The following is a 23,218-nucleotide window of genomic DNA, read 5'->3' as shown; positions in this document are numbered from 1 at the left end:
ATGCTGGGCGCACCAAAAAAAACAGACTCAGCAACTGAGTCTGTTTGTCGTTTTTGGCTTTTACAGCTTCCGAACGTTTGTCGCTTGAGGGCCGCGTTGACCGTTTTCCACGTCAAACTCTACTTCCTGTCCCTCATCCAAGGATTTGTACCCGTCTCCTTGAATCGCGGAGAAGTGAACGAATACGTCATCTGCCCCATCTCTCTCGATAAAACCGAAACCTTTTTCGCTGTTGAACCATTTTACTCTACCACGTTCCATTTTTGCCTCCTAGCATGTATCACTTACATGACATTGAAATATGATCTTACCTGGTTACTATTGCCATAAAAACGGGGAGTTATACGTGAAAACAGCGAAACGCAAAATCGGTTTCTCCTGTACGTGCTGACAGGCGCGATTCTCGCGTAAAAAACCTCCGCAAACGCTGCATGTGACGCTTTGCGGAGGCTTCCCTTGTGGAATGCTGTTCGCGTATTTATTTGTTAAATGCGGACAACCGTCGCTTTGCTGACCGAATCGAGCGGAATGCGGTTTTTCGTGTCAAACAGGATCGGCGAGTCAGCCATTTTTTCTGCTACCTCATCCCAGTTCACTTCGGCAAATTCTTTTTGCACCGCCGTCAAATACAGGGCATCAGCGCCGCGCACGGCTGCTTCCAGAGAGTCTGCCTTGTGCTCGTACGCAGTCGGAACAGCCGGGTCATACGAGCGAACTTCGACGCCTTTGGCGAGCAACAGCTTGATCAGGTCATGCACCGGGCTGACGCGGTCGTCGTTGGAGAAATCTTTCATCGCCAAGCCCAAGACAGCTACACGGCTTCCTGCGAGCGACTTGCCTTTTTGCTTCAACGCTTTTTCCAGCATGCCGATCAGCACTTCCGGCACAGCGTCGTTCGTGAGGCGCGCCTGCTGCAAAATCGGCAGGGACACTTCCAGCTCGCGCGCTTTCGGTTGCAGGTAGTACAGGGCGTTTGGCAGGCAGAAGCCGCCTACACCCGGTCCTGGGGTCAACAGGTTCACACGCGTGTGCGTATTGGCGACCTTGATCAGTTCAAACGTATCGATCCCGAACGCCTCGGCAAAACGGGCAAACTCCTGCACCATGGCGATATTCACGTCACGCTGGATGTTTTCGATCACTTTGGCTGTTTCCACGACGCGGATATCCGAGATAGTAATGTCCGTTTCGCTGATGACGGACAGCAGCTCTTTGCCTTTTTCGGCACTGATCTCGTTGATCCCGCCGAGCACGAGCGGCATGTGGATGAACTCTTCAAAAGCTCGTCCCTCCGCAATTCGCTCGGAGCAATACGTGAGGTAGAAATCGACGCCTGCGACCAGACCGCTCGCCTCTTCGAGAATCGGCAAAATCACTTCTTCTGTCGTTCCCGGGACGACCGTGCTTCTGATCATGATCGTATCGCCTTTTTTCAGCACGCCCCCAAGCGTTTGGGCACAGTTTTTCAACGGGCCGAGGTCCGGGTCGCCGTTATGCACTGGCAAACCGGCTGTCACGATATAATGATCGACTTCCGCAGCCGCTTCCTCGTAGGAGGTCGTAGCGCGGAACCGCTTCGCTTCTATTTGTTCTTTCAAAATTTCCGGCAAAGTCTTCCCTTGATAGGACTCCAGGTGGTGGGAGTGACCCGCATTAATTTCATCGACGACGTGAGGCAGGACGTCAATGCCGACAACGTTTGCTCCTTTCATGGCATAAGTAAGAGCAAGCGGCAAGCCGACAAACCCTAATCCCACTACAGCTACGCGTACAGGCTGAGTCATTGCGTATCTCCTCTTTCACGTTCTCTAAGGTAAGGTCCTGGTGACCAAACAGTCACGCGGCCAACTTGCAAAACTGCTTACGACAGATAGTAAATGCCCGCAGCGATAAAAAGCACGCACAATCCTATGAGGACCTTGTACAACGTCTCCAAGGCTGCTCCTCCCCATGTTTCAAATTGTAGGCTCGGCCCTGTCCAAGAGGGCATGGGACCGCACCCGATTGGGAAAAAAGTGCGGAACTCTCTGCCAAATCCTAATTATACTCTCGATTGAAATATCGTTCAACCAGGGTTTCTTTTCAAGCAGAGCCGGAACTGTCCAAAAAAACGGTCAACGGCCCGCTCACGTAAACCTGACAAGCAAGCCGATACCCTTTTTGCGCTGCGTCCCCCAGACGGTATTGCTCTGTCGCAGAAGGAGCGGGAGCAGAACCTGCGGGAATATTTGCTCTGACCATACAAGTCCGGCACTTTCCGGTGGTACAGAAAAAATCGATCGGCATCTGCGCGCGCACCAGCGCCATGAGCAAATTTTCCCCATCCGTCATAGCAATGCTGTGCTGCCTGCCATTTTCCCAGACGATCCCTGCAAACTGCTGTGGCCGTTTGTCTTCCACACCGCTTCCCTCCCTCGCCGCGTCGAAAGCACGACTGCGCTCTACCTGGACAGGCTGACTCCGATAATATAAGAAAAGCCGATGGACAGGACCATCGCAATAAAGCCGATCGCCCTGTTGTCATTGGCTATTTCCTGATCCACCTTGAACGAAGGGGTCATAAATTCAAAAATGAAGTACGCGACCAATAGCAGGCAAAATCCGAATGTGCCCCAGATCAGCGCTTGCCCCAAAGAAAGATTCGCCTGAATCGAATAGCGGAAAATGTTGGCGATCCCGAAAATTTTTCCGCCTGTTGCCATCGCGACGGCCATGTTTCCACGTTTCAGCTCTGCCCATACGTGATAACGCGTCACGAGTTCGAAGACGACCAAAAACAAAATCATCGCGAGTCCCGTAACGGTAAAGTAAGCGGCAGTTGCAAAATATGGATTGTGCATAAGGCCTGCCATGGAATCTCCTCCCGACATCTCTATTTCAGTTCGGCTATCGTAGCGCCAACGCCGCCCTCACCTTGACCGCCGAGGCGGAAGGACTTGACGTTGCGGTGGCTGCGCAAGTATTCGTGCACTCCTTTGCGCAAGACGCCTGTGCCATGCCCGTGAATGATCGATACGGAGTGCAGTCCGCCCAAAAGCGCATCGTCCAGGAATTGATCCATCTCCCGAATGGCATCCTCGACGTTATATCCGCGCAAGTCGAGGTCCATTTTGATGCTGGCTGTCCGGCGATTGACCGATGTGTACGGAGCAGCCTGCGGCTTTTGCGTGATCGAGTTTTGCACATTCATGTCATCTCGTCTGACTTTCATCTTCATGATGCCGATCTGCACGAGAAACTCGTCGTTATTCACTTTTTCCAGCACAGTTCCTTTTTGTCCGAAACTGGTGACCATGACTTCGTCGCCCACCTTGATCTGGGTGGCGCGAACGGCTCTGGCCGGCTTCTTCACTTTTTCCTTTTCCAGCTCAAGCACTGCGTTGCCGAGCCGCTTTTTCGCCTCGATCAGGCGGTGTTCCTTGATCTCGACGCCATCGTCGCGCATCTCGCGCAGTTCGCGAATGATCGTCTCCGCCTCTTCTTTGGCCAGTTGGACAGCGATCCGCGCTTCTTCTTCGGCGCGTTCCATCAGCTTGTTTTTCTCTTCGGCAAAACGGGCGCGCTCTTCATCGAGCTGGCGACGCAGTTCTTCCGCTTCGCGGCGCAAGGAGGCGGCTGCATTTCTGTCCGCTTCTGCCGATTTGCGGTTGCGTTCCAGAGAAGCAATCATGCTTTCCACCTGGTTGTCTTCCTCGCTGATCGAACCGCGAGCGACTTCGATGATCGCTTCCGGCAGCCCCAATCGTCTGGCAATGGCAAAAGCGTTGGACCGCCCTGGCACGCCGACGAGCAAACGGTAAGTCGGGCGCAAAGTTTGCACATCGAACTCCACGCTGGCGTTGATCACTTCCGGTCTGTCGTACGCATACGCCTTCAGCTCGCTGTAGTGGGTCGTGGCCACCATCCGCGCGCCGGAGTCAATCACATGGTCGATAATCGACATGGCGAGCGCAGCCCCTTCTGTCGGGTCTGTACCCGCTCCCAGCTCATCGAACAGCACCAGACTTTTCTCATCCATTTTTTCCAGAATGGAGATGATATTGGTCATATGGCTGGAAAAGGTGGAAAGGCTCTGCTCGATGGACTGCTCATCCCCGATATCGGCAAAGACGGAGGAGAACACCGTCATTTCGCTCTCTTCCTCTGCCGGGATATGCAGCCCCGACATCGCCATCAGCGACAACAGCCCGATCGTTTTCAACGAAACGGTTTTACCGCCCGTGTTCGGACCAGTCACGACAATCGCCTGATACTCTCCACCCAGCTCGACGTCGACAGGAACGACGACTTCTCGCGGGATCAGCGGATGCCGCGCTTTTCTCATCTGTAAATAACCGCGGTCGTTCAGTTTGGGACAGACTGCCTTCATGCTCCAGGCGAGCTGTGCCTTGGCAAACAGGAAGTCAAGCTCAGTCAGCGCATCGACATTTTCGCTCAGAGCTTCCACCGCAAAGGAGACTTGCTCGGTCAAAATGTACAAAATGCGCTCAACCTCGCGCTCTTCACGCAAGCGCAGTTCGCGCAGCTTGTTGTTCATCGACACGATCACTTCCGGCTCGATGAACAAAGTGGCACCAGACGCAGACTGGTCGTGGACAATCCCGCCAAAGACGTGGCGGTATTCCTGCTTCACCGGAATGACGAAGCGATCGCCGCGGATGGTTACGATGTTTTCCATCAACATTTTTTGATACGAGGAGGAGCGCGTCATCTGATCCAGCTTCTCACGGATGCGCGATTCCACCTGCCTGATTTCTTGGCGAACCTGACGCAGCTCGACGCTGGCACTGTCCAGCACATCGCCGTTTTCATCGATGCAGCGGCGAATTTCCATTTCCAGCTCGCGCAAGCCCTCGATGCGCTCTGCCTGTAGCTGAAGCAGCGGCAAGTCATGGTCCTGGCACATATCCAGCAAGAAATTTTTCAAGCGACGGCCAGCCATGATCGTGCTGGCAATGTCCAAAAGCTCCAGCGGGGCCAGCATCGCATTCAGCCTGGCTCGTTGGACGGAGCTTCTGATGTCGCGAATGCCTCCCAATGGGGCGCTGCCTTTCAAGCGGAGTACCGTAGCAGCTTCCTGCGTTCCTTGCTGGGCGATTTTGACCTCGTCCAGTTGAACGAACGGCGTCAGCTCTGCTGCTTTTTCTTTTCCATATGTGCAAGATGCCTTGTCAACTAACAGGGCGATAATTTTATCGTATTCCAAAGTTTTTAAGACCCGTTGTTCCACTGTATCCTCCTTATTTCATCAGCGGCGACCGTCGGACTGCGCGGATGAGTACCACGGTCTGAACCTTCAATCACTACGATTTCCTCATTATATCACGCCAGCGGTTTGAAGGATAATTTTACACGCCTCCTGCTTGGCATAGTTCCGCCTGGAAAGAGCCAGAATGAAAAAGAACCAATCCAAAAGGAGGAGTATCCATGACGATCATGCGCCATCTCGTCCGCTTTGTCGTCGCTGCCGTCGTCCTGATGTTCGTCGGATTTCTGGTTCCCGGATTTTCCGTTAGCAGCTTCTGGACAGCATTTCTTGCCGCTGTTGTAATTGCCCTGTTGGGCTGGGTTGTGGAAGCCATGTTCGGAGACCGCATTTCCCCGTACAACCGCGGAATCATCGGCTTTCTAGTCAGTGCAGTCGTGATCTATCTGACTCAGTTCATCGTTTCCGGTTTCCATGTCACGGTCATCGGAGCGCTTTTGGCTTCTCTTGTGATCGGGATCATCGACCTGTTCATTCCGATCAAGACTCACATGGACATGCGCAATGGCGATGCCGGAAACCGCCAGGAAACGTAAGAGAGCTTTTCGTGAAAAGAGCCAACCCGTTATACGCGGGCTGGCTCTTTTTCAGCTTGTTCCGTCATCTATGGCACTTGCGGCAGACTGGCGATGGATCATACCAGCCAGGTAGCCCGCGCCGAAACCGTTGTCGATATTGACGACCGCTACGCCGTTGGCACAGGAGTTGAGCATGGTCAAAAGCGCCGAGACACCGCCAAAGCTGGCCCCGTATCCGACGCTAGTGGGCACGGCGATGACCGGCTTGTCGACAAGTCCAGCCACTACGCTGGCGAGCGCTCCCTCCATCCCTGCGACACAGACGATGACGCTTGCCGACCTGATTTCCTCCAGACGCTGGAACAAGCGATGGATGCCCGCGACGCCGACATCGACGATAACCCGTGCTTCACTGCCGAAGCAACGCGCTGTCCAGGCCGCTTCCTGCGCCACCTGCCAGTCCGACGTTCCGGCTGCCACCACGGCAACGTAGCCGTCCCGCTTTGGCACCAGCGGTTCATGGGTGGACAACAGCAAGCGCGCTTCTGCGATGTACTGGACATCCGGCCAGCTCTCCTGAACTGCGCGTGCCTGCTGCTCACTCACCCGGGTAACCAAAACAAGCTTTTGATGCTCGCGCAGCTTTTCCATGATTCCGAGCAGCTGGCTTGCGCTTTTCCCCTCCCCGTAGACGACTTCCGGGAAGCCTGTTCGCTCCGAGCGAGCCAGATCGAGCGTCGCATAGTCCAGGCGGCTGATGCCGCGAAGCTGCTCTTCGCCTTGCTCCACGCTGAGCTGTCCAGCGGCTACCTTTTGCAAAATGTTTTTGAGATCATCCATGCTTGGCCTTCACTTCCGTTTCCAGTACAGCGTTCATGCTCCCGGTCTGATATCCGAACAAATCGAGGGTGACGTACGAAAAACCGATTTCCTGCAACGCTTTGTGGATGTCGGCATGGTGGGCAAGCAGCCGCTCAAACTCTTGCGGACTGACTTCGATTCGCGCAATCGTGTCATGGTGCCGGACTCTGACCTGGTGAAAGCCGAGGCTGAGCAAAAACCCTTCCGCCCGATCCACCTGGTCGATTTTTTCCAGCGTAATCGAGGAGCCGTAGGGAATCCTGGAAGAGAGACAGGCAAAAGACGGCTTGTTCCACGTAGACAGTCCCATTTCTTTGGAGAGCGCGCGGATGTCTTCCTTATAAAATCCGGCTTCCTGAAGCGGGCTGCGCACCCCTCGCTGGGCTGCGGCTATACGGCCCGGGCGGTAATCGCCGCGATCGTCCATGTTCGCTCCGTCGCAAATGACGGCTTTCCACTCGTTTGCCTCCGCCAGCTTGCCGAGGTGCTCGTACAGGCCGTCTTTGCAATAAAAACAACGATTGGGCGGATTGGACACAAAATTCGGATTTTCCATTTCGCGAATTTCCGTCGTGACAAACCGTGCGCCAAGCTTGGCGGCCAGAAACTTCGCCGCTTCAAACTCGCGCGTGGGAAACGTCTCCGAAGCAGCCGTCACGGCAATCGCCTGCTCGCCTAGCTCCTCAATCGCTCTCGCCAACAGAAAAGTGCTGTCCACTCCCCCGGAAAACGCCACCAGAACCGTTCCCATCTCGCGCAGGACAGCTCCCAGCCTGTCGTTCTTTTCCGCCAGCGTCCACCCTTCGCTGCCTGTTGTCATACGTTTATCCATCTCCACAAGCTGCCCCTCCTTTGTGTCCAAGCTTTTGCCGCACAATGCGAAAAGAGAGGCCGCAGCCCCTCTTTCCCTTAATCTATCGGCTTTTCATTTGCATCTTCCTGAAGGATCTTCAGCAGTTCTTCGTACTCTTGACGCAAGCGGAAGTATTCATCCGCGATGTTCACCGCAGAGAGTACGGCAATTTTAGCCGTGTCCAATCGATGGTTGCCGTTCGCGATTTCGTTCATCTTGTCATCAACGAAACCGGCCACCATGCGTATGTGATTGACACTTGCCTTGCCACTGAGCCGGTATTGTTGGCCGAAGATATCCACCGTCAAACGATTTTTCCCATCACCTTGCACGAGGGGTTCCTCCCTACTGCGACCTTTGCTCTACTGTATCCTTTTTAGGTTACTGAAAATGTCAGAGTTCGTCAAGCCATGTTACATGCGTAGTTCGGCACCCGTCTTGTTTTTCAGCGCTTCGACAACAGCCGTTGTCACTTGCTGAATCTCTTCATCTTGCAGCGTGCGCTCCGCGTTACGGAACACGAGGGCAAACGCCATGCTCTTCTTGTCCTGCGCAATCCGCTCGCCAGTGTACACGTCAAACAGTGTCAATGATTCCAGCAGATCGCCCGCCGCTTCGCGAATCGTCGCTTCCAGCGCTCCTGCTGGCACACTGCGATCGACAACCAGCGCCAGATCGCGCGTCACAGCCGGGAACTTCGGCAGCTGACTGTAGTGGCCCGCATCTGCTGCTGCCTCAATCAGCTCGGCTACATCGAACTGGAACACGTAAGTCTCAGACAGATCGTACGCTTTTTCCGTACCTGGATGCACTTGCCCCAGATAGCCGAGGCGCTTGTCATTGACCCATACTTCCGCTGTGCGGCCTGGATGCATGCCAGCAATGTCCGCCGCCGCCTTGTACTCGGCTGTGCGGATTCCCAGACGAGCCAGGAGCGAATCGACGATCCCTTTGACCTGATAAAAGTCTACAGGCTGTTTCGCGCCCATCCAGTTTTGCGACAGCAACTGCCCTGTCAGCGCACCTGCCACATACAGGCGCTCCTCTGGAAGCTGCGTCAGCGCTTCTTCCGCAGACAAGAACACGCGGCCAAGTTCAAAGATGGCGACGTCGTGATTTTGGCGATTTTTATTGTACGCCACTGTCTCCAAAAGGCTTGGAACGAGGCTTGTGCGCAGCGTGCTGTGCTCCTCGCTCATCGGCATCAGCAAGGATACCGGATTGACTTTATGCTGGTGGAGTCCTGCTACTGCCTCTACGCGATCCGGGTGCACGAGCGCATAAGAGATCGCTTCGTTCAATCCGGTTCCGATCAGGTGGTGGCGGATCGTCCGGCGCAGTTTTTGCTCATTGGTCAGCTGGCCTTGCGTAGTCGTGCCAGTCGGCAAGCTGGTCGGGATGTTGTCGTAGCCGTACAGGCGAGCCACTTCTTCCACCAAATCCTCAGGTAGCGTAATGTCGCCACGGCGGGTTGGGACTGTTACCGTCCAGTTGTCTTCTGCCACGGCAAACGGGAATTGCAGACGCTCGAAAATCGGGGAGACGTCTGCGGCCGACAAGCTCGTTCCGAGATGCTGGTTGATTTTGGCGAGAGTCACCGAAACAACCGCTGGTTTCGCTTCGCTCACGACAGCGGAACGGATGCCTTTGGATACGGTTGCGCCAGACAGTTGCTGGATCAGGGCAGCAGCTCGCTCCCCGGCTTCCTGCACGCGCGCCTGGTCGACTCCTTTTTCCCAACGGACGCAGCCTTCTGTGCGCATGCCCAGCGTACGAGCGGTGCGGCGTACAGTCTGCGGCGTGAACCAAGCGGCTTCGAGGATGATTTCACTCGTTTCATTCGTGATCTCGGAGTTGGCTCCGCCCATCACCCCTGCGATCGCCAAGCCTTTTGCCGGGTCGGTGATCAGCAAAGTTTGCGCATCCAGCTCGCGCTCTTGATCATCAAGCGTAACCAGCTTCTCCCCTTCTTCCGCCAGGCGAACGACAATCGTGCGATCCTGGACTTGTGTCGCATCAAACGCATGCAGCGGCTGTCCGTATTCGAGCAAAACGTAGTTGGTTACGTCCACGACGTTGTTGATCGGACGAACGCCCGCTGCCATCAGGCGGTTTTTCATCCATTGCGGAGAAGTGGCGATCTTCGCGTTGGTGAAGTGGCGGCCATGGTACTGATAGCATTCGTTTTCGGCTGCGATCGACACTTGCAGCGGGTTGTCTCCGCCATTTTCCGTCAGCTCGATCTGCGGCAGTACCACTTCTTTGCCCAAAATAGCGGCTACTTCGTAAGCAACACCGAGCATGCTCAGGCAGTCGGAGCGGTTTGGCGTCAAGCCAAGCTCCAGCACGTAGTCGTCCAGACCGAGGTAGGAGATCGCATCCATGCCGATTTCCGCATCCTCAGGCAGCACCATGATGCCTTCTTGCTGATCTTTTGCCAGCAGCTTGTCGTTTAGGCCCAGCTCTTTTGCCGAGCAGATCATGCCTTGCGATTCCACGCCGCGCAGCTTGGAGCGCTTGATGTTCAGACCGCCAGGCAATTTCGCGCCAATCAGGGCCACGAGCACCTTTTGTCCTTTGTCTACGTTTGGAGCGCCGCAGACGATTTGCAAATCTTCTCCTTGCCCTGCATCGACGACGCATACGTTCAGGCGGTCAGCGTCAGGGTGCTTGCTGCGTTCTTTTACATAGCCGATGACGACACCGGAAACACCCGCGTTGCGGGATTCTACCGCATCTACTTCAATCCCGCTGCGAGTCAGCTTTTCAGCCAGCTCGTGGGGCGTCATTCCACTCAGATCGACGTACTCGGATAACCATTGGTATGATACCTTCATCTTTGCCTCTCCTCTCTAGCCTCGGTTGAACTGACGCAAGAAACGCACGTCGTTGGTATAGAAATGGCGGATGTCCTCCACCCCGTATTTGAGCATAGCGATTCGCTCTACACCCATTCCAAACGCAAATCCGCTGACTTCCTCCGGATTGTACCCTGCCATTTCCAGCACGCGCGGATGCACCATGCCAGAACCCAAAATCTCGATCCAGCCTGTCTGTTTGCACACCCGGCAACCGTGGCCGCCGCAGTTGAAGCATTGCAAGTCTACCTCTGCGCTCGGCTCCGTGAACGGGAAGAAGCTTGGGCGCAGACGAATTTGCTGATCGGCGCCGAACATTTGGCGGGCAAAGGTCAAAAGGATTCCTTTCAGGTCGCTCATTCCGATGCCTTTATCGACAACCAGTCCCTCGATTTGCGTGAATTGGTGGGAATGGGTCGCGTCGTCGTCATCGCGGCGATACACTTTTCCGGGACAGATGATTTTTACCGGAGTCTTGCCTTCTTTTTTCAGCATCGTGCGCGCCTGCACCGGAGAAGTATGGGTGCGCATCAAAATTTCGTCGGTCACGTAAAACGTATCCTGCATGTCGCGGGCCGGATGACCTTTTGGCAGGTTGAGCATCTCGAAGTTGAAATGATCCAGCTCGACCTCAGGACCCTCAGCTACTTCAAAGCCCAGTCCGACGAAAATGTCTTCGATCTCCTCGATGATGCGGGAGAGCGGGTGCATCGTTCCGGCAGGCACCGGACGTCCTGGCAAAGTCACGTCGACCGTCTGCGAGGACAGCTTCGCATTCAGTGCCGCCTCTTCAATCGCTTGCTGCTTGCCGGAAAAAGCAGCCTCCAGCGCTTCTCTCACTTCATTCACGAGTTGCCCTACCACCGGGCGCTCTTCAGGAGACAGGCTGCCCATGCCGCGCAGAAGCTCTGTCAGCTCGCCCTTTTTCCCCAGGTATTTGACGCGCAAATCCTGAAGTTGTGCAGCTTCCGTCACCTGGCTGATTTGCCCCAGTGCGGACTCCTTCATTTCTTGCAACCGAGTTTGCACTTCGAATCGCTCCTTTTTTCTGTTGATAAAAAAAGAAAAACCCGCCCCAAAAAGGGACGAGTTACTTTTTTCTCGCGGTACCACCCTTGTTAGACAGATTGCTCGCTTGTGACAAAACCGTGACATTATCACTAACTGCGAGCAAGACTTCTGCCTCACTTCAGTTCATTGGTAACGGGAATGACCCGGCTGCTCCTACTGCGCCAATGCGGTTCAGAGTGCGGCTACGGAGTGAATTCGGCAGCTATCGTGCTAAAGATGCTCGCAGTCTGTGGCATCTTCTCCCTGAAAAACAGATAGGACCTGCGTACTAGTCTCCGTCATCGCTTTGCGTTATAATCAAGATGTAGGAAAATTATAGCGCAACAAGAGCTAACTTTCAATTCTACAAATGTTACATACTCACTTGCTTGCCCTAGATCGATTTTCGCGAATCTGAAAGGGGACTTTTGACATGATCGATAAGGTTTCGGCCCTCTATGATAAAACCAATGTCTGTCGGCACTGCGAAGCAGCCTTCTCCACCAAGCGAGTCAGAAGCGGAACTCTTACCATGATTCACCGCGACAGCGACTTCTATACCACTTTCAAGGAGCAGTCCTTGAATCCGATATTGTACACCGTAAATGTATGCCCGACATGCGGCTTTGCTTTTACCGACCAGTTCACAACCAAGCTGGCTCCTTGGCAAAAGCAGGCGGTCGCTGAGCATATCTCTTCAAAGTGGCAAACAAAAGACTTCGGCTCGATTCGCAAGGTGCCGGAAGCGATTGTCAGCTACAAGCTGGCGATTTACGCCGCTGAGTTGACAGACCAGCCGCACTCGGTGAAAGCCGGCCTGTACTTGCGGCTTGCCTGGCTGTACCGTTACCAGAACAACCTCCCGGAAGAGCTGCGCTTCATCGCGATGGCAGTAGACGAGTACGAAGAGTCGTACATTCACTCCGACTATACGCGCGGCGACAAGGACATGTCTGAGGTGCGCCTTCTGTACCTCATCGGCGAGCTGTACCGCCGCCTGGAAAAATTCGATCTCGCCATCAAGTATTTCGGCAAGGCACTCGCTTTCCGCAATCACACGATCGAAAGCGGCATCATTCGCATGGCGCAAGATCAATGGCAGCTGGCGCGCGAGGAATTTAAAGAGAAAAAAAGCGAGCAAAAAATCGGCTGACATGCAGCATGCAGGTATTTCAACTTTGTTGGAATGCCTTTTTTATTGGCTACGTGAGTGACAAAGGGCAAAAGGGCGCGGCACCCCCTGGTTCTCTCCCGCCCTTGCTTAGTCGATGGTGAGGACGATCTTCCCGCGTCCGCGTCTCGCTTCGATGGCCCGATGCGCATCGCCGGCCTGCTCCAGCGGGAAAGTGTGCCGGGTCGACGAGCCTGCCGCCATTGCAAGCCTTGTCCGGGCCGGGCTTGGCGTTGCATTGGTAGGCAACTGCGGAGGCCCGAACTCCCCGCTGAACCTGCTGCGCATTGAGTTCCCCGTTTGCCAGCGCAATTTCCAGATTGTTTGGCACGAAAAGCGCTACCTCTCCCTCGCTGCCCGCAAATTTCGCGACTTTCTCATCAGGTACTTTGCCGAATCGGCTGAAGCTGATTGAACTCACGGTCAAAAACAACAGGGACACTGGAGCAATGCCCAGTATCCCTGTTTTGGTTACCTGTCACCGTCTTCTGTTGCGTTGTGCCTCATACACAAAAATTCCCGCCGCGACCGCGGCATTCAGCGACTCTGCTTTGCCGTACAGCGGAATGTGCACGAACTGGTCCGCGCACGCCAGCATTTCTTTGGAAACGCCTCTGCCTTCGTTGCCGATGACGAGCGCGATTTTGCCGGAATACTCCGCCTGATCGTACGCTACGCTGTCCTGTGCCAAAGAAGAGACGAGAACACGGCCGCCCTGGCGCTTCCACTCTTCTGCCGCTTGGCCCAGTTCCCGCATGAATAGCGGGAGGCGGAACATCGCTCCCATCGTGGCGCGCACGACTTTGCCGTTGTAGATGTCGACGCTGCCTTTGCCGAGCACGACCCCGTCGACTCCAGCCGCTTCTGCCGTCCGCAAAATCGTGCCCAGATTGCCCGGGTCCTGGATTTCGTCGAGGAACAACAGCAGCGTGTCGTCCTGGTCGGACAGCTTGTTCACCCATTCGTCCCATTCGTTCGCCGTCTTGTTTACTTCAGCCACAATTCCTTGCGGCGACTTCGTTTCCGACAGCTTGGCCAAAACAGCAGCAGAAGCTGCGATCACCTGCGTATCCTGGGAATGATTCGCGAGTGCCCGCTGGCAGGCCGGATCGAGATTCCGCTCCTGATCGTACAGGACTGTCACGACGTGCGCTCCGCTTTTCAGCGCCTCTTCTACCAGATGGGCGCCTTCGACGAGAAAACGCCCCTGCTCCTCCCTGCCTTTTTTATCGAGCAACTGGTGAAGTCTTTTCACCAGCGGGTTTTGAACAGAAGTGATGATTTCATATGCCATGGTTACGCCCGCTCCTCAAATGCTTTCAAATCTTTGTTGTTTCCGATCACGACAAGCACGTCTCCGTACTGAATGACTTCATCCGGGCTTGGTGCGATATTGAATTTGTCTCCGCTCTTGATCGCGATGACGTTGACCTCGTATTTTCGGCGGATATCGAGCTGTCTCAAGTTCTGGCCTACCAGTTTGGACGATACCACGACCTCTGCCACGCTGTAGTCTTCTGCCAGTTCGATAAAATCGAGGACGTTGGCGGAGATGAGGTTATGCGCTACCCGCACGCCCATGTCCCGCTCGGGGAATACGACCCGGTCGGCTCCCACCTTGTACAACACTTGTCCGTGTCGCTCATTTTGCGCCTTGGCGACGATCTTTTTCACGCCCAGTTCCTTGAGTGTCAGGACTGTCAAAATGCTCGCCTGAATATCCACCCCGATCGCCACGACAACCACGTCGAAGTTGCGAATGCCGATTTCTTTCAAAGCCCGTTCATCTGTCGAGTCAGCCGCAACCGCGTGGGTGACGTACTGAATATTTTCATTGATGCGTTCTTCGTTTTCATCGATTCCCATCACTTCATAATCCATTTCATACAACGTTCTGGCCACGCTGGAACCAAACCGTCCCATCCCGATAATGGCAAATTGTTTTGACATGCTGATCTTCTCCTTCGATCCATATCCAATATGAAGCATTATAGCATTAGCAAACCGTGCTTTGCACAAGAGAGCGCCAAAGTTGCATTACTTTTTCCAGCCTTATGATTCGGCACTTTCTGATAGTACAATGAAATCCCTCGCCACAAAAGGGGGTATGGGCAATCCCGCGAAGACAAATACTAACCCATGTATTCATTTACACAAGAGAGGTGCTAGATAAGGTTATGAACATTGCCTCGCTCAATTTGCGTCAAGCGATCATGTACAAAATGCAAGGCTCCGATTCAGGAGCGGTACAAGAAACGATCACCGATGCGATCACAAGCGGCCAGGAAAAAACATTGCCTGGTCTCGGCGTCCTGTTTGAAGTGCTGTGGCAAAACAGCGACTCCTCCGCCCGCCAGGAGATGGTGGAGACGATCGCATCCCACCTGCCCGCTCAGGCAGAAAAGCCGATTTAATCCAAAAGACATCAGGCAAAAGGGAGAGACGACTTTACGTCCCTCCCTTTTTGTCGTCTGCCACAGCATGAGCACCTCTCGCCCGAAACAACTGGATGACCGCCAACAAAGTCGGAAAGAGCACGGTTGGCAAATAGCTGAAATACGTCAACTTCTGGGCATAGGCGAAAAACTCGACGATGTTTTGTGGTCCCAGCGAGACATAAAAAAGCGGGATGATGAAAACAAGGGCAGCGATGCGCTGGAATCGGATTCCCTTCTTCAGCCACAAGCGCGTCGCGTAAATCATCGTATAGTACATGTTGCCAAACGTCGTGAAGACAGAAGCCATCCAGATCGTGAGAAAAGCGGACTCCATCCGCTCCAGAAACCAGCCTGTCCGCTGCGCTGTCTTGACCATCTCCAATGTCGGCCAGATGAGGTGTTGCAGTTCTTCGTAGCCAAACACGACAATGCCCGCTGCCACTGTCAGCACGTACGACACGACTGTGAAGCTCAACCCGCCCCATGTAGCAAGCGCAATTCTCGCCCCCGGCATAGCCAATCCGAAGTAGATCATCATCAGCTCAAATCCCGTGTACATCGTAAACGTCCCGATGGCGGTTTCGGCAGTCCCTTTCCACGAGTCGATGTGCAACGGAAGCAGGTTGTACCAGCTCGCGCTATTGATCGTCACATACGGAATGATCAGGATCGGAACAAACATGATCGGAAACAACAGCTCGTTCACACGGACCAGCACCTCGAACTCGTGCATGCACAAATAGAGAACAATCATGAACAAGGTCAGCACGATTACTTCCAGCGGTGTATCCAAAAGCACGGTCGTCACGATCACTTCGCCAAACCCGCGCGCCACCATGCCCGTATTCAAAAACTGAAACAAGAGGTAGGCGAGAATCCAGGGGAAATGGAGAATTTTCCCCCATGTCTGGTGACGTTTGCCGCCAAATATAAGTGGAGCGTATTCGACAAAAGTCAAACCCGGGTACTGTTTGCTCAAGTAAATGATGGACATGAGCGGAATGACCGCAATCAATCCGCCGATCAGCGGCCCCAGCCACCCCATCTCCTGCATCTGGGTCGTTGCTGTCCGCGGCAAGGTAAGGATGCCTACACCGATCATCGAGCTGATCAGGATTGCGATTAGTTGCCATGTACTGATGCTGCCCCGTTGATTTTCCATCTTCATCGGCTCCTATTGCATTTCCATCCCTAAGCGGCGAACTTTGATCGTATAATCTACGCCAATTGGAAAATTTTTAAAATCCTTATGCCAATCGTGCTTCTCCCAGTAATCGCGGTAATGGTGTGCCCGAAGAGCAAGGCCGAGCTTCAAAATGTCACTGTTGTCTTCTTTTTGCAACTGGTAGAACAGCTTTTTCGCCCGCTCCTCCATTTCTTTTTTGATCAGCCGCTGCATGTCCTGGATAAACTTTTCCGGCGACACTTTCGTATTCGCGGTCACTTCCACGATATCGCCCTGCAGCTCACAGTAAAACATCGCCGCAAACGCTTCGTTGTTTTTGTTTCCTCCCTTGCTTTTCTCCGTAAGCTCCAGCCTGGTTTTGACAAAATGGGGGCGAAAGGTGACATAGCCGTTGTCTGTATTGGGCAACGGGATGACGACATCGCCTCCCCGGTCTTCGTTGCGCAGTTGCAAAAGCGACCACGACTGAACATCGTTCAGCGTGCCTACCATCTTGTGCTCGCGAAAGACGGCCACACCTCGCCAGCGCACTTCGGTTGCGCTTGCCTGCACGTAGTTTAGGAACGGCTGCATCGATTTGTTGGACGTTTGGTTGAAATAGTCTCCCAAAGTCTGATCCGGGATCGCGCCCATCTTCACTCCGTTCTCAATCAGATCCATGAGAAACACGACAGGGATTTGCGCCAGCTGCGGCTTGATTTTGAGCAAGGTGGCGGCTTCTCCTTTGACGACGATCGGCCACATCAGGCGGCGGATTTGCGGTTCGCGGCGGAAGCTGTCCATGATGTCGCTGATTCCTTTTTTCGCCACTTCTTCACTGACAGCGAGCACGCGGGTATGGCCCAAAAACAGCTTTTGGTTCAGCCGCAATTGCAGGTTGTTGTTGGCATCGAGAATCGTCCGCCCGGTCACGCTCATGATTTTTACCGCATCGGCATTCCCGCCGCCTCCCTGTCCGCTGCTTCCCGCGATTTTGATCGGAATCGGAATTTGCACAGTCAATCTGTACAAATCTTTTTGTCCTTCTGCCATATCGATCGCGATCGCGAGGACGGAGGTTCGCTCCTCCAGCTCTCTTCTGTCCCAGCATCCGGTCAAAAGAGAGGCGCACAAACAAACAATTGCCATTCGGAGCCACCCTTTAGCCATCTGCATTCCTCTCCTTTTGTTTTCGTCCCACACCTCGGAAGAAAAGCATAGTCAAGTAGAGGGCCGGTATTCCCAGATTGAGGATGAGGCTGTATATGCCCAAGTAGGAGCTGGCCCGAAACATTTCGACGATGTTTTGCGGCCACAGCGCGATATAGTAGAGCGGAATGAACATGATAGCCGAGATCAATCGCTGAAAGCCCAACCCTCTGTTGAACAGCTGCCGCAATCCGTATACGACGGCGTAGTAAGCGTTCGCCACTGTCGTAAACACAGCGGTAACCCACACAGCGAGAAAAGCCGATTCCAGACGTTCCAGGATCAATCCGGGCACTTGCGTCGTTTTCACCAGCTCCAGAGTCGGCCAGGCCACGCGCTGCAGCTCCTCGTAGCCGAATACGACAATGCCAGCCACGACAATCAAGGTGTAGACGAACATGCCCATCGCGATCCCGTAAAAGCCTGCCCTTACCTTGCTTTGATTTTCATGCGCGTAAGCAAAAAAGATGAGCATGATCTCATAGCCGGAAAAAGAATAAATCGCCTCGTAAGCCCCCTTGATCAAGGAGGAGCCACTGGCTCGAAAAAGCGGCAGCAGATTGTTCCACTCCGCTTTTTGAAAGGAAGCAAACGCGATGAACAAAAGCGGAAACAAAATCATCGGCAGCAACAGCTCGTTGATGCGCGCGACAACCTCCAGATCGTGCAAGGAAAGAATGAATGCCAGCAAAAACATGGTAATGATAATCACTTCGAGCGGCGTATCCAGCAAAACCGATGTCACTACCACCTCGCCAAAAATTCGCGAGACGATTGCCGTCGACAAGTACATGAACCCGAGATAAAGGATGATCCAGGGGAGACTGAGCCATTTTCCCATGCGCGAGTTTTTTTTCGCTCCCCAGACAATCGTGCTGTATTCGATGAAGGTCATCCCCGGAAAATGCTGGCTGAGCTTGGCGATCATCCAGACGGAGACAAAAGCGACGATCGAACCGAACAGGGGTGACATCCATCCCGCCTCATACAAGATGGCCGAGGTGGTGCGCGGCAAGGTCAAAACCCCTACCCCAATCAGCGTGCTGGTAATCAAGGACGTCTGCTGCCACAAGGAAAACGTTTGTTGTTGGCTGCTCACGTCCTGCCTGCTCACGGTTTTTCATCCTCTCTCATTCGGATTTCATCGTGTACATGAAACATGGTGGGGCGGGTTCGCAGCAAATGGTGCGGCGCCCGGATGAACAAATCTTTCATCCCCCTCAAATTCAGCGGACTGAGCGGCGACATGTACGGCACGCCGAACGATTTGAGCGAGGACAAATGAATCAAAATGACGATCAAAAACAGCATGATCCCGTACAAGCCGAACATTCCCGCGAGAAGCATGACCGGAAAGCGCAGCATCCGGATCGCAATCGCCGCGCTGTAGCTGGGAGACGCAAATGATCCGATCGTCGTCACCGCGACAATGATGACCATGACCGGACTGACCAGCCCGGCAGACACCGCCGCCTCCCCTACTACCAGCGCTCCGACGATCCCGATTGTCGGTCCGATCGGCCCCGGCAGCCGGACGCTCGCCTCCCGCAAAATCTCGATGGCCAGCTCCATAAACAACGCCTCTACCAGCGAAGGAAACGGAACCGTCGACCTGCCCGCTGCCATCGCAATCACGAGCCGGGACGGGATCATTTCCGGATGAAAGGCGCTGAAGGCAATGTACAGGGACGGCAGGAGCAAGGCGATCGAAATACTGATGATGCGGATAAACCGCAGCAGTGTCGCAATGTAAAATCGCTCATAGTAATCCTCCGGGCTTTGATAAAACTGGGAGAACACAGCCGGAGCAATCAAGGCAAAAGGCGTCCCGTCGACCAGGATGCCTACTTTGCCTTCCAGCAGGTTAGCCACTACCTTGTCCGGCCTCTCGGTATTTTGAATCTGGGGAAAAGGCGACCACCTGCGATCCTGGATCAACTGCTCGATGTAGCCGCTCTCCAGGATGGAATCGACATTGATTTTTTCCATGCGTGCCAGCACTTCTTGCACCATCGGCGGATGGGCGATCCCCTCGATGTACATCACATAAATATCGGTCTGCGTCCGTTGCCCGATGACCATGTGGCGCACCCGCAGGTTCGGGTCCTTCAGGCGAAACCGGATCAGCGCGGAGTTGACACAGAGCGTCTCGCAAAAGCCATCCCGCGGCCCGCGCACGACAGACTCTGTCTGCGGCTCGTCCACGCTTCGTCTGTCCCAGCCGCGCGTGTTGTTCAAGTACGCTTTGCTTTCGCCATTTCGCATGAGCACGGCTGTTCCCGACAAAACATTGCGGATGACCTGTCTCAGCCCGTCGGTGGACTCCAGCTCGTTTGACGCAGGCAGATCGACGGGAATTTGCGGGTTGGTCATATACGTGATGATAAATTCGCTAATAATGTTGCGATCGACCATCCCGTCCAGAAACACGATCGCGCAATCGGTATCCCGCTTGTCCCGGAAACGCCGGATGACCAGATCATCGCAATCGCCCAAGCCTTTCTCGATCATCATGATATTTTCATCAATCACCAATGAAAGCTCTATATCCGAAATATTTTCCATACTTCTGTCCGTATGATGATGTAGCGCCTTCTCCTGAAGGGTGTCCTTCCGCTTTTGCCACGCTTTCCAAAACTGGCTCAACGCCTTCCCCTCCTAGATTGTGGGCATGCGATATCGAGTACGGATAGTGTGCCCAAGAAAGGAAATGAAAACCCATTTTTTAAGGAAACAAGAAAAAAGGTACAGCGCCCTCGGTTTTGTGAGTGGCTGTACCTGTTCTGTATCAACGGGGCTTTTTCAGTAGTCTTAACCTTGCGAGATGCTTTTTCAACGTATATTATTTAAATACGACAAAATAAGAACATATGCTTCCATCCCGTAAACAAGCAAAAGCTAAGGGGGAACTTTTCATGGACAATCATACTGACCTTTTACTATACCAAACCGAGGACGGGAAAACGAAAATCGATGTGAAGTTGGAAAACGGAACCGTCTGGATGACGCAGAAAGCCATCGCGGAGTTATATCAAACAACGCCGCAGAACATCACACTTCATATTAAGAACATTTATGAAGAAGGAGAACTATCGTTGGAGTCAACTTGTAAGGAATACTTACAAGTTCAAATCGAAGGAAAAAGAGAAATAAAACGCAGCACCAAGCACTACAATTTGGAGTTGATCATTGCTATCGGCTACCGCGTCCGCTCGCACAGAGGTACACAGTTCAGACGTTGGGCAACAGAACGGCTAAACGAATATCTTGTCAAAGGTTTTACGATGGATGATGAGCGCTTGAAAGACATGCGCCATTTCGGGCAAGACTATTTCGACGAACTCCTTCAGCGAATTCGTGACATACGTGCATCCGAGAAAAGATTTTATCGCAAAATTACAGATATCTACGCCACTTCTGTTGACTACGATCCCAACGCCAGCATGTCCAAGGAATTTTTTGCGACTGTGCAGAACAAACTTCACTTTGCCATTCATGGACATACAGCGGCAGAGCTGATTGCCGAGCGAGCAAACGCAGAAAAAGATAATATGGGACTAACAAGTTGGAAAGGCAACAAAGTTAGGAAAAGCGATGTAACAGTAGCTAAAAATTATTTGACCGACAAAGAATTGCAGTCATTAAATCGCATTGTAACAATGTACTTGGACTATGCGGAAGACCAAGCAGAACGCCAGTCCCTCATGTACATGAAGGATTGGATTGATAAGCTAAATTCATTTTTGAAGTTTAATGAACGTGAGATTTTAACGAATGCAGGTAAAATTTCACAAGAAGTTGCGGAGAAATTGGCTACAGCGGAGTATGAGAAGTACAATCAGCATCGATTAGCGATTGATGATGAAAGCGACGATTTTGATGAGTTCGTGAAGAACAATCAATTAGATAAGCGTTAGCTTTTTTTACTGTTATGTTGCGTGTTTCCCTGAAAGATACAGAAAAAGGTACACCCCCTCATTTTTCTTGAGTGGCTGTACCTGTTCTGTATCAACGGGGCTTTTTCAGTAGTCTCCTAAAGTCGAAACCCTCTCTTTTTTGAGCCATCCGTTGCGGCTACTTTTTCGGCAATCCGTTGACCGGGTTGCCCAGAAGCGGGGTGGACAGCACGTAGATGCCGTGGTTGGAGAAAGCCCACACGAGGTTGCGATCCCACTCGACGAAAATGCTGTGCACCGGATTGGAGTGCTCGCTCTGCTCGAAGCCGCTGCCGTCGTTGCTCAAGTATTCGCCGGACATTTTTGGCACAAAGTAAGCGCCAATCGTCGGTTTGTTCGGGTCTTTCAGGTCAAAGACTTGCACGCCTGCGTTGTAAAAGGCGTACGGCATGACCGTTTGGCTAGGCGTGCCCGGCTGAATCGCCGCGTAGCCGCTGCGCTTCGGTCCGAAGCTGCCGCGACGCTGGCAGTAGTCTGTGAACGGAGCGTCGCTTGGCGGCGTAGGCCGTGGCAAGGTCATGGCGATTTTCGGTTTCAGCGGGTCGCGAACGTCGATCGCATAAATTTCCTTGTACGGCTCGTGGCAGTCTTCGCCAAGCGGGTAGCCGCTGTAATAGACCATTCCGGTCGTCTCTACTTTGGTCACATCGATATTGTCGCCTTCCGTACCGCTCACACTCATCGGCATGTCGATATGGGATACGGCTTTCATGTTGTTCGGATCGCTGATGTCCACTACCCAGAAGCCGTAGCCGCCCATCGCTGCATAGCCGTACTTGCCGCCCTGTTCAACCGGCTTCGGAATGAACAGCGGCATTCTCGCGCCCATCCAGGTCGTCTTGTTGCCTGCACGCGGGTTTTTGTTGTACTCGGCTTCTTCCCCTTTGCGCTGTCCAGGCACCCACCATGTATCCAGACGTTTTGGCTTGGTCGGATCGGAGACGTCAAAGGCCAATTGTCCTGCGGAGTACAGATAGCTTTTGTACTCGGTATTGGAGAAGCTGTCGTCCGGCGCTCCGGCGATAAACAAATATTTGTCGCCGTTATACACAGGCACATCCAGACCGCCCGAGCCTTGCTGTACGGCATCGCCAGGCTTCGCCTTCGGGTCAAGCGCCGTTTCGGAGAGTAGCTTCCAATCGGTAAACAGCGGGCTGGTTACTTCATAAATCCGGAAGCCGCGCAGCATTTCGCGTTTTTTGATCGCTTCCACTTCTTCGGGATTGGTGTATTTGTTGGACAGTACACCGTAGCGCGGCACTTCGTAAACTTGCACAGCGATCAGCTTGCCGAGTTGTTTGTTGTACTTGATCGTCATCGGTCCAAACTGGTGTTCTACTTTGGTGTCAAAGTTTTTGTACGCGATGCGCTTGGCATTGCGCGGATCAGTAATATCGTACACGTTGTACATCGTCGTTTCGTAGTCGTACAAATAGCGGCGGCCATTCAAGTCAAAAGTGGCTTGCCAGCTGTGGCCCCACCCTGCCACGTACGGGTAAAATCCTTCGACTTTCATGTTTTTGATGTACTGGTTTTGATCCAAATAAGGCAAGCTTCCATTGAACGGCTGCGGCCCTTCGTTGTCCGGCGAAGCAGCCGGATGCTTGAACTTGCCTGTTTTGACATCGTATCCCCACGTACCAGCCGCAGGCTCCGCCGGTTCGCCAGGGAGCAGCTTGTGCTCTGCTTTTGGATACGGCGGCGGCGCATCAGGCGCATTCACATTCAGTCCGGTACGCGGAGCGGTAAAGCTGTTTGACTGAGCCTCTCCCGCAGCATTTACGGCTGTCAACGGGATGAGCGAGCCTACCGCGAGCGCAGTGGCAAGCCATGCACTGACGACTCGCTTTGTCTGCTTGTTCTTCATCGAATT

At 53.5% G+C, this 23,218-nt stretch carries 22 protein-coding genes and 1 pseudogene; 5 read left to right on the top strand and 18 right to left on the bottom strand.

Annotated features, from left to right (window positions below):
* Positions 1-60: 60 nt before the first annotated feature.
* The 5 genes from DEP07_RS26535 to DEP07_RS26515 all read right to left on the bottom strand — a co-directional run bounded on the left by DEP07_RS26535 (position 61) and on the right by DEP07_RS26515 (position 5,230).
* A complete protein-coding gene (locus DEP07_RS26535) occupies positions 61-261 on the bottom strand; it encodes a cold-shock protein (protein ID WP_063227221.1) in 201 nt (66 codons plus the stop codon).
* Positions 262-485: 224 nt separating this feature from the next.
* The gene (locus DEP07_RS26530) at positions 486-1,784 is read right to left on the bottom strand and encodes a nucleotide sugar dehydrogenase (RefSeq protein WP_122963163.1); all 1,299 of its coding nucleotides are present in this window, start codon (positions 1,782-1,784) and stop codon (positions 486-488) included.
* Between the two features lie 298 nt (positions 1,785-2,082).
* Positions 2,083-2,400 (bottom strand): 2Fe-2S iron-sulfur cluster-binding protein, encoded by a 318-nt coding sequence (locus tag DEP07_RS26525; protein ID WP_287103239.1) that lies wholly within the window; start codon positions 2,398-2,400, stop codon positions 2,083-2,085.
* A gap of 41 nt (positions 2,401-2,441) precedes the next feature.
* On the bottom strand, positions 2,442-2,852 hold the full coding sequence (locus DEP07_RS26520; RefSeq protein WP_122963161.1) for a DUF350 domain-containing protein: 411 nt from the start codon (positions 2,850-2,852) through the stop codon (positions 2,442-2,444).
* Between the two features lie 20 nt (positions 2,853-2,872).
* Positions 2,873-5,230: an endonuclease MutS2 gene (locus DEP07_RS26515; protein ID WP_122963160.1), complete on the bottom strand. Its 2,358-nt coding sequence runs from the start codon at positions 5,228-5,230 to the stop codon at positions 2,873-2,875.
* 197 nt (positions 5,231-5,427) lie between these two features.
* On the opposite strand from DEP07_RS26515, the gene DEP07_RS26510 reads away from it, so the two are divergent.
* Positions 5,428-5,802 (top strand): phage holin family protein, encoded by a 375-nt coding sequence (locus DEP07_RS26510; protein WP_063227226.1) that lies wholly within the window; start codon positions 5,428-5,430, stop codon positions 5,800-5,802.
* 51 nt (positions 5,803-5,853) lie between these two features.
* Here DEP07_RS26510 and larB read toward each other — a convergent pair whose 3' ends face one another.
* The 5 genes from larB to pheS all read right to left on the bottom strand — a co-directional run bounded on the left by larB (position 5,854) and on the right by pheS (position 11,385).
* Positions 5,854-6,624 carry a nickel pincer cofactor biosynthesis protein LarB gene (larB, locus tag DEP07_RS26505; RefSeq protein WP_287103238.1) on the bottom strand — a complete coding sequence of 257 codons (771 nt, stop codon included), beginning with the start codon at positions 6,622-6,624 and terminating at the stop codon, positions 5,854-5,856.
* Positions 6,617-7,477, bottom strand: a complete 861-nt coding sequence (gene larE, locus DEP07_RS26500; protein ID WP_281869069.1) for an ATP-dependent sacrificial sulfur transferase LarE — start codon at positions 7,475-7,477, stop codon at positions 6,617-6,619. The genes larB and larE overlap by 8 nt, the downstream gene beginning before the upstream one ends.
* 77 nt (positions 7,478-7,554) lie before the next feature.
* On the bottom strand, positions 7,555-7,830 hold the full coding sequence (gene zapA / locus DEP07_RS26495; protein WP_063227229.1) for a cell division protein ZapA: 276 nt from the start codon (positions 7,828-7,830) through the stop codon (positions 7,555-7,557).
* Positions 7,831-7,911: 81 nt separating this feature from the next.
* Positions 7,912-10,335 (bottom strand): phenylalanine--tRNA ligase subunit beta, encoded by a 2,424-nt coding sequence (gene pheT / locus DEP07_RS26490; protein ID WP_242772117.1) that lies wholly within the window; start codon positions 10,333-10,335, stop codon positions 7,912-7,914.
* Between the two features lie 15 nt (positions 10,336-10,350).
* Positions 10,351-11,385, bottom strand: a complete 1,035-nt coding sequence (gene pheS, locus DEP07_RS26485) for a phenylalanine--tRNA ligase subunit alpha (protein ID WP_122963156.1) — start codon at positions 11,383-11,385, stop codon at positions 10,351-10,353.
* 454 nt (positions 11,386-11,839) lie between these two features.
* Here pheS and DEP07_RS26480 point away from each other — a divergent pair, with 454 nt between their 5' ends.
* The gene (locus DEP07_RS26480; protein WP_122963155.1) at positions 11,840-12,559 is read left to right on the top strand and encodes a DUF2225 domain-containing protein; all 720 of its coding nucleotides are present in this window, start codon (positions 11,840-11,842) and stop codon (positions 12,557-12,559) included.
* A 108-nt stretch (positions 12,560-12,667) separates the two neighbouring features.
* Here DEP07_RS26480 and DEP07_RS26475 read toward each other — a convergent pair whose 3' ends face one another.
* Complete coding sequence (locus DEP07_RS26475; protein WP_233454121.1) at positions 12,668-12,781, bottom strand: zinc-binding dehydrogenase; 114 nt, start codon at positions 12,779-12,781, stop codon at positions 12,668-12,670.
* On the opposite strand from DEP07_RS26475, the pseudogene DEP07_RS26470 reads away from it, so the two are divergent.
* Positions 12,753-12,992: pseudogene (locus DEP07_RS26470) on the top strand (LysR substrate-binding domain-containing protein); the annotation flags it as partial. The gene DEP07_RS26475 and the pseudogene DEP07_RS26470 overlap by 29 nt on opposite strands.
* A 63-nt stretch (positions 12,993-13,055) precedes the next feature.
* Here DEP07_RS26470 and rlmB read toward each other — a convergent pair.
* Positions 13,056-13,871: a 23S rRNA (guanosine(2251)-2'-O)-methyltransferase RlmB gene (rlmB, locus tag DEP07_RS26465; RefSeq protein WP_287103236.1), complete on the bottom strand. Its 816-nt coding sequence runs from the start codon at positions 13,869-13,871 to the stop codon at positions 13,056-13,058.
* 2 nt (positions 13,872-13,873) lie between these two features.
* Entirely contained in the window at positions 13,874-14,527 is a 654-nt protein-coding gene (locus tag DEP07_RS26460) for a potassium channel family protein (RefSeq protein WP_005829288.1), read from the bottom strand.
* A 227-nt stretch (positions 14,528-14,754) separates the two neighbouring features.
* Between DEP07_RS26460 and sspI the strand changes: the two genes are divergently transcribed.
* Complete coding sequence (gene sspI / locus DEP07_RS26455) at positions 14,755-14,991, top strand: small acid-soluble spore protein SspI (RefSeq protein WP_063227234.1); 237 nt, start codon at positions 14,755-14,757, stop codon at positions 14,989-14,991.
* A 34-nt stretch (positions 14,992-15,025) separates the two neighbouring features.
* Here sspI and DEP07_RS26450 read toward each other — a convergent pair whose 3' ends face one another.
* Genes DEP07_RS26450 through DEP07_RS26435 form a run of 4 tightly spaced genes read right to left on the bottom strand, consistent with a single transcriptional unit; the run spans position 15,026 to position 20,035 of the window.
* Entirely contained in the window at positions 15,026-16,177 is a 1,152-nt protein-coding gene (locus tag DEP07_RS26450) for a GerAB/ArcD/ProY family transporter (protein WP_122963153.1), read from the bottom strand.
* Between the two features lie 12 nt (positions 16,178-16,189).
* Positions 16,190-17,350: a Ger(x)C family spore germination protein gene (locus DEP07_RS26445; protein WP_122963152.1), complete on the bottom strand. Its 1,161-nt coding sequence runs from the start codon at positions 17,348-17,350 to the stop codon at positions 16,190-16,192.
* A complete protein-coding gene (locus tag DEP07_RS26440; protein WP_122963151.1) occupies positions 17,343-18,503 on the bottom strand; it encodes a GerAB/ArcD/ProY family transporter in 1,161 nt (386 codons plus the stop codon). Before DEP07_RS26440 ends, DEP07_RS26445 begins: the two co-directional genes overlap by 8 nt.
* Entirely contained in the window at positions 18,500-20,035 is a 1,536-nt protein-coding gene (locus DEP07_RS26435) for a spore germination protein (protein ID WP_122963150.1), read from the bottom strand. Before DEP07_RS26435 ends, DEP07_RS26440 begins: the two co-directional genes overlap by 4 nt.
* Before the next feature lie 269 nt (positions 20,036-20,304).
* Here DEP07_RS26435 and DEP07_RS26430 point away from each other — a divergent pair, with 269 nt between their 5' ends.
* A complete protein-coding gene (locus DEP07_RS26430) occupies positions 20,305-21,306 on the top strand; it encodes a virulence RhuM family protein (RefSeq protein WP_242772123.1) in 1,002 nt (333 codons plus the stop codon).
* A gap of 157 nt (positions 21,307-21,463) precedes the next feature.
* Here DEP07_RS26430 and DEP07_RS26425 read toward each other — a convergent pair whose 3' ends face one another.
* On the bottom strand, positions 21,464-23,212 hold the full coding sequence (locus DEP07_RS26425) for a hypothetical protein (RefSeq protein WP_173598349.1): 1,749 nt from the start codon (positions 23,210-23,212) through the stop codon (positions 21,464-21,466).
* Between the last annotated feature and the right edge of the window lie 6 nt (positions 23,213-23,218).

The organism is Brevibacillus sp. (assembly GCF_003521185.1).
Lineage (GTDB): Bacteria > Bacillota > Bacilli > Brevibacillales > Brevibacillaceae > Brevibacillus > Brevibacillus parabrevis.
Note: the sequence above shows the minus strand (reverse complement) of the source record. Positions and strands in the feature narration are given on the sequence as shown.

Coding starts and splice junctions, on each gene's coding strand:
- DEP07_RS26475 (WP_233454121.1), bottom strand. CDS start 12,781: ATGGCGGCAGGCTCGTCGACCCGGCACACTTTCCCGCTGGAGCAGGCC.
- DEP07_RS26430 (WP_242772123.1), top strand. CDS start 20,305: ATGGACAATCATACTGACCTTTTACTATACCAAACCGAGGACGGGAAA.
- pheT (WP_242772117.1), bottom strand. CDS start 10,335: ATGAAGGTATCATACCAATGGTTATCCGAGTACGTCGATCTGAGTGGA.
- DEP07_RS26520 (WP_122963161.1), bottom strand. CDS start 2,852: ATGGCAGGCCTTATGCACAATCCATATTTTGCAACTGCCGCTTACTTT.
- DEP07_RS26480 (WP_122963155.1), top strand. CDS start 11,840: ATGATCGATAAGGTTTCGGCCCTCTATGATAAAACCAATGTCTGTCGG.
- DEP07_RS26535 (WP_063227221.1), bottom strand. CDS start 261: ATGGAACGTGGTAGAGTAAAATGGTTCAACAGCGAAAAAGGTTTCGGT.
- DEP07_RS26450 (WP_122963153.1), bottom strand. CDS start 16,177: ATGGAAAATCAACGGGGCAGCATCAGTACATGGCAACTAATCGCAATC.
- rlmB (WP_287103236.1), bottom strand. CDS start 13,871: ATGGCATATGAAATCATCACTTCTGTTCAAAACCCGCTGGTGAAAAGA.
- DEP07_RS26510 (WP_063227226.1), top strand. CDS start 5,428: ATGACGATCATGCGCCATCTCGTCCGCTTTGTCGTCGCTGCCGTCGTC.
- sspI (WP_063227234.1), top strand. CDS start 14,755: ATGAACATTGCCTCGCTCAATTTGCGTCAAGCGATCATGTACAAAATG.
- DEP07_RS26425 (WP_173598349.1), bottom strand. CDS start 23,212: ATGAAGAACAAGCAGACAAAGCGAGTCGTCAGTGCATGGCTTGCCACT.
- larE (WP_281869069.1), bottom strand. CDS start 7,477: ATGGATAAACGTATGACAACAGGCAGCGAAGGGTGGACGCTGGCGGAA.
- larB (WP_287103238.1), bottom strand. CDS start 6,624: ATGGATGATCTCAAAAACATTTTGCAAAAGGTAGCCGCTGGACAGCTC.
- DEP07_RS26460 (WP_005829288.1), bottom strand. CDS start 14,527: ATGTCAAAACAATTTGCCATTATCGGGATGGGACGGTTTGGTTCCAGC.
- DEP07_RS26530 (WP_122963163.1), bottom strand. CDS start 1,784: ATGACTCAGCCTGTACGCGTAGCTGTAGTGGGATTAGGGTTTGTCGGC.
- DEP07_RS26445 (WP_122963152.1), bottom strand. CDS start 17,350: ATGGCTAAAGGGTGGCTCCGAATGGCAATTGTTTGTTTGTGCGCCTCT.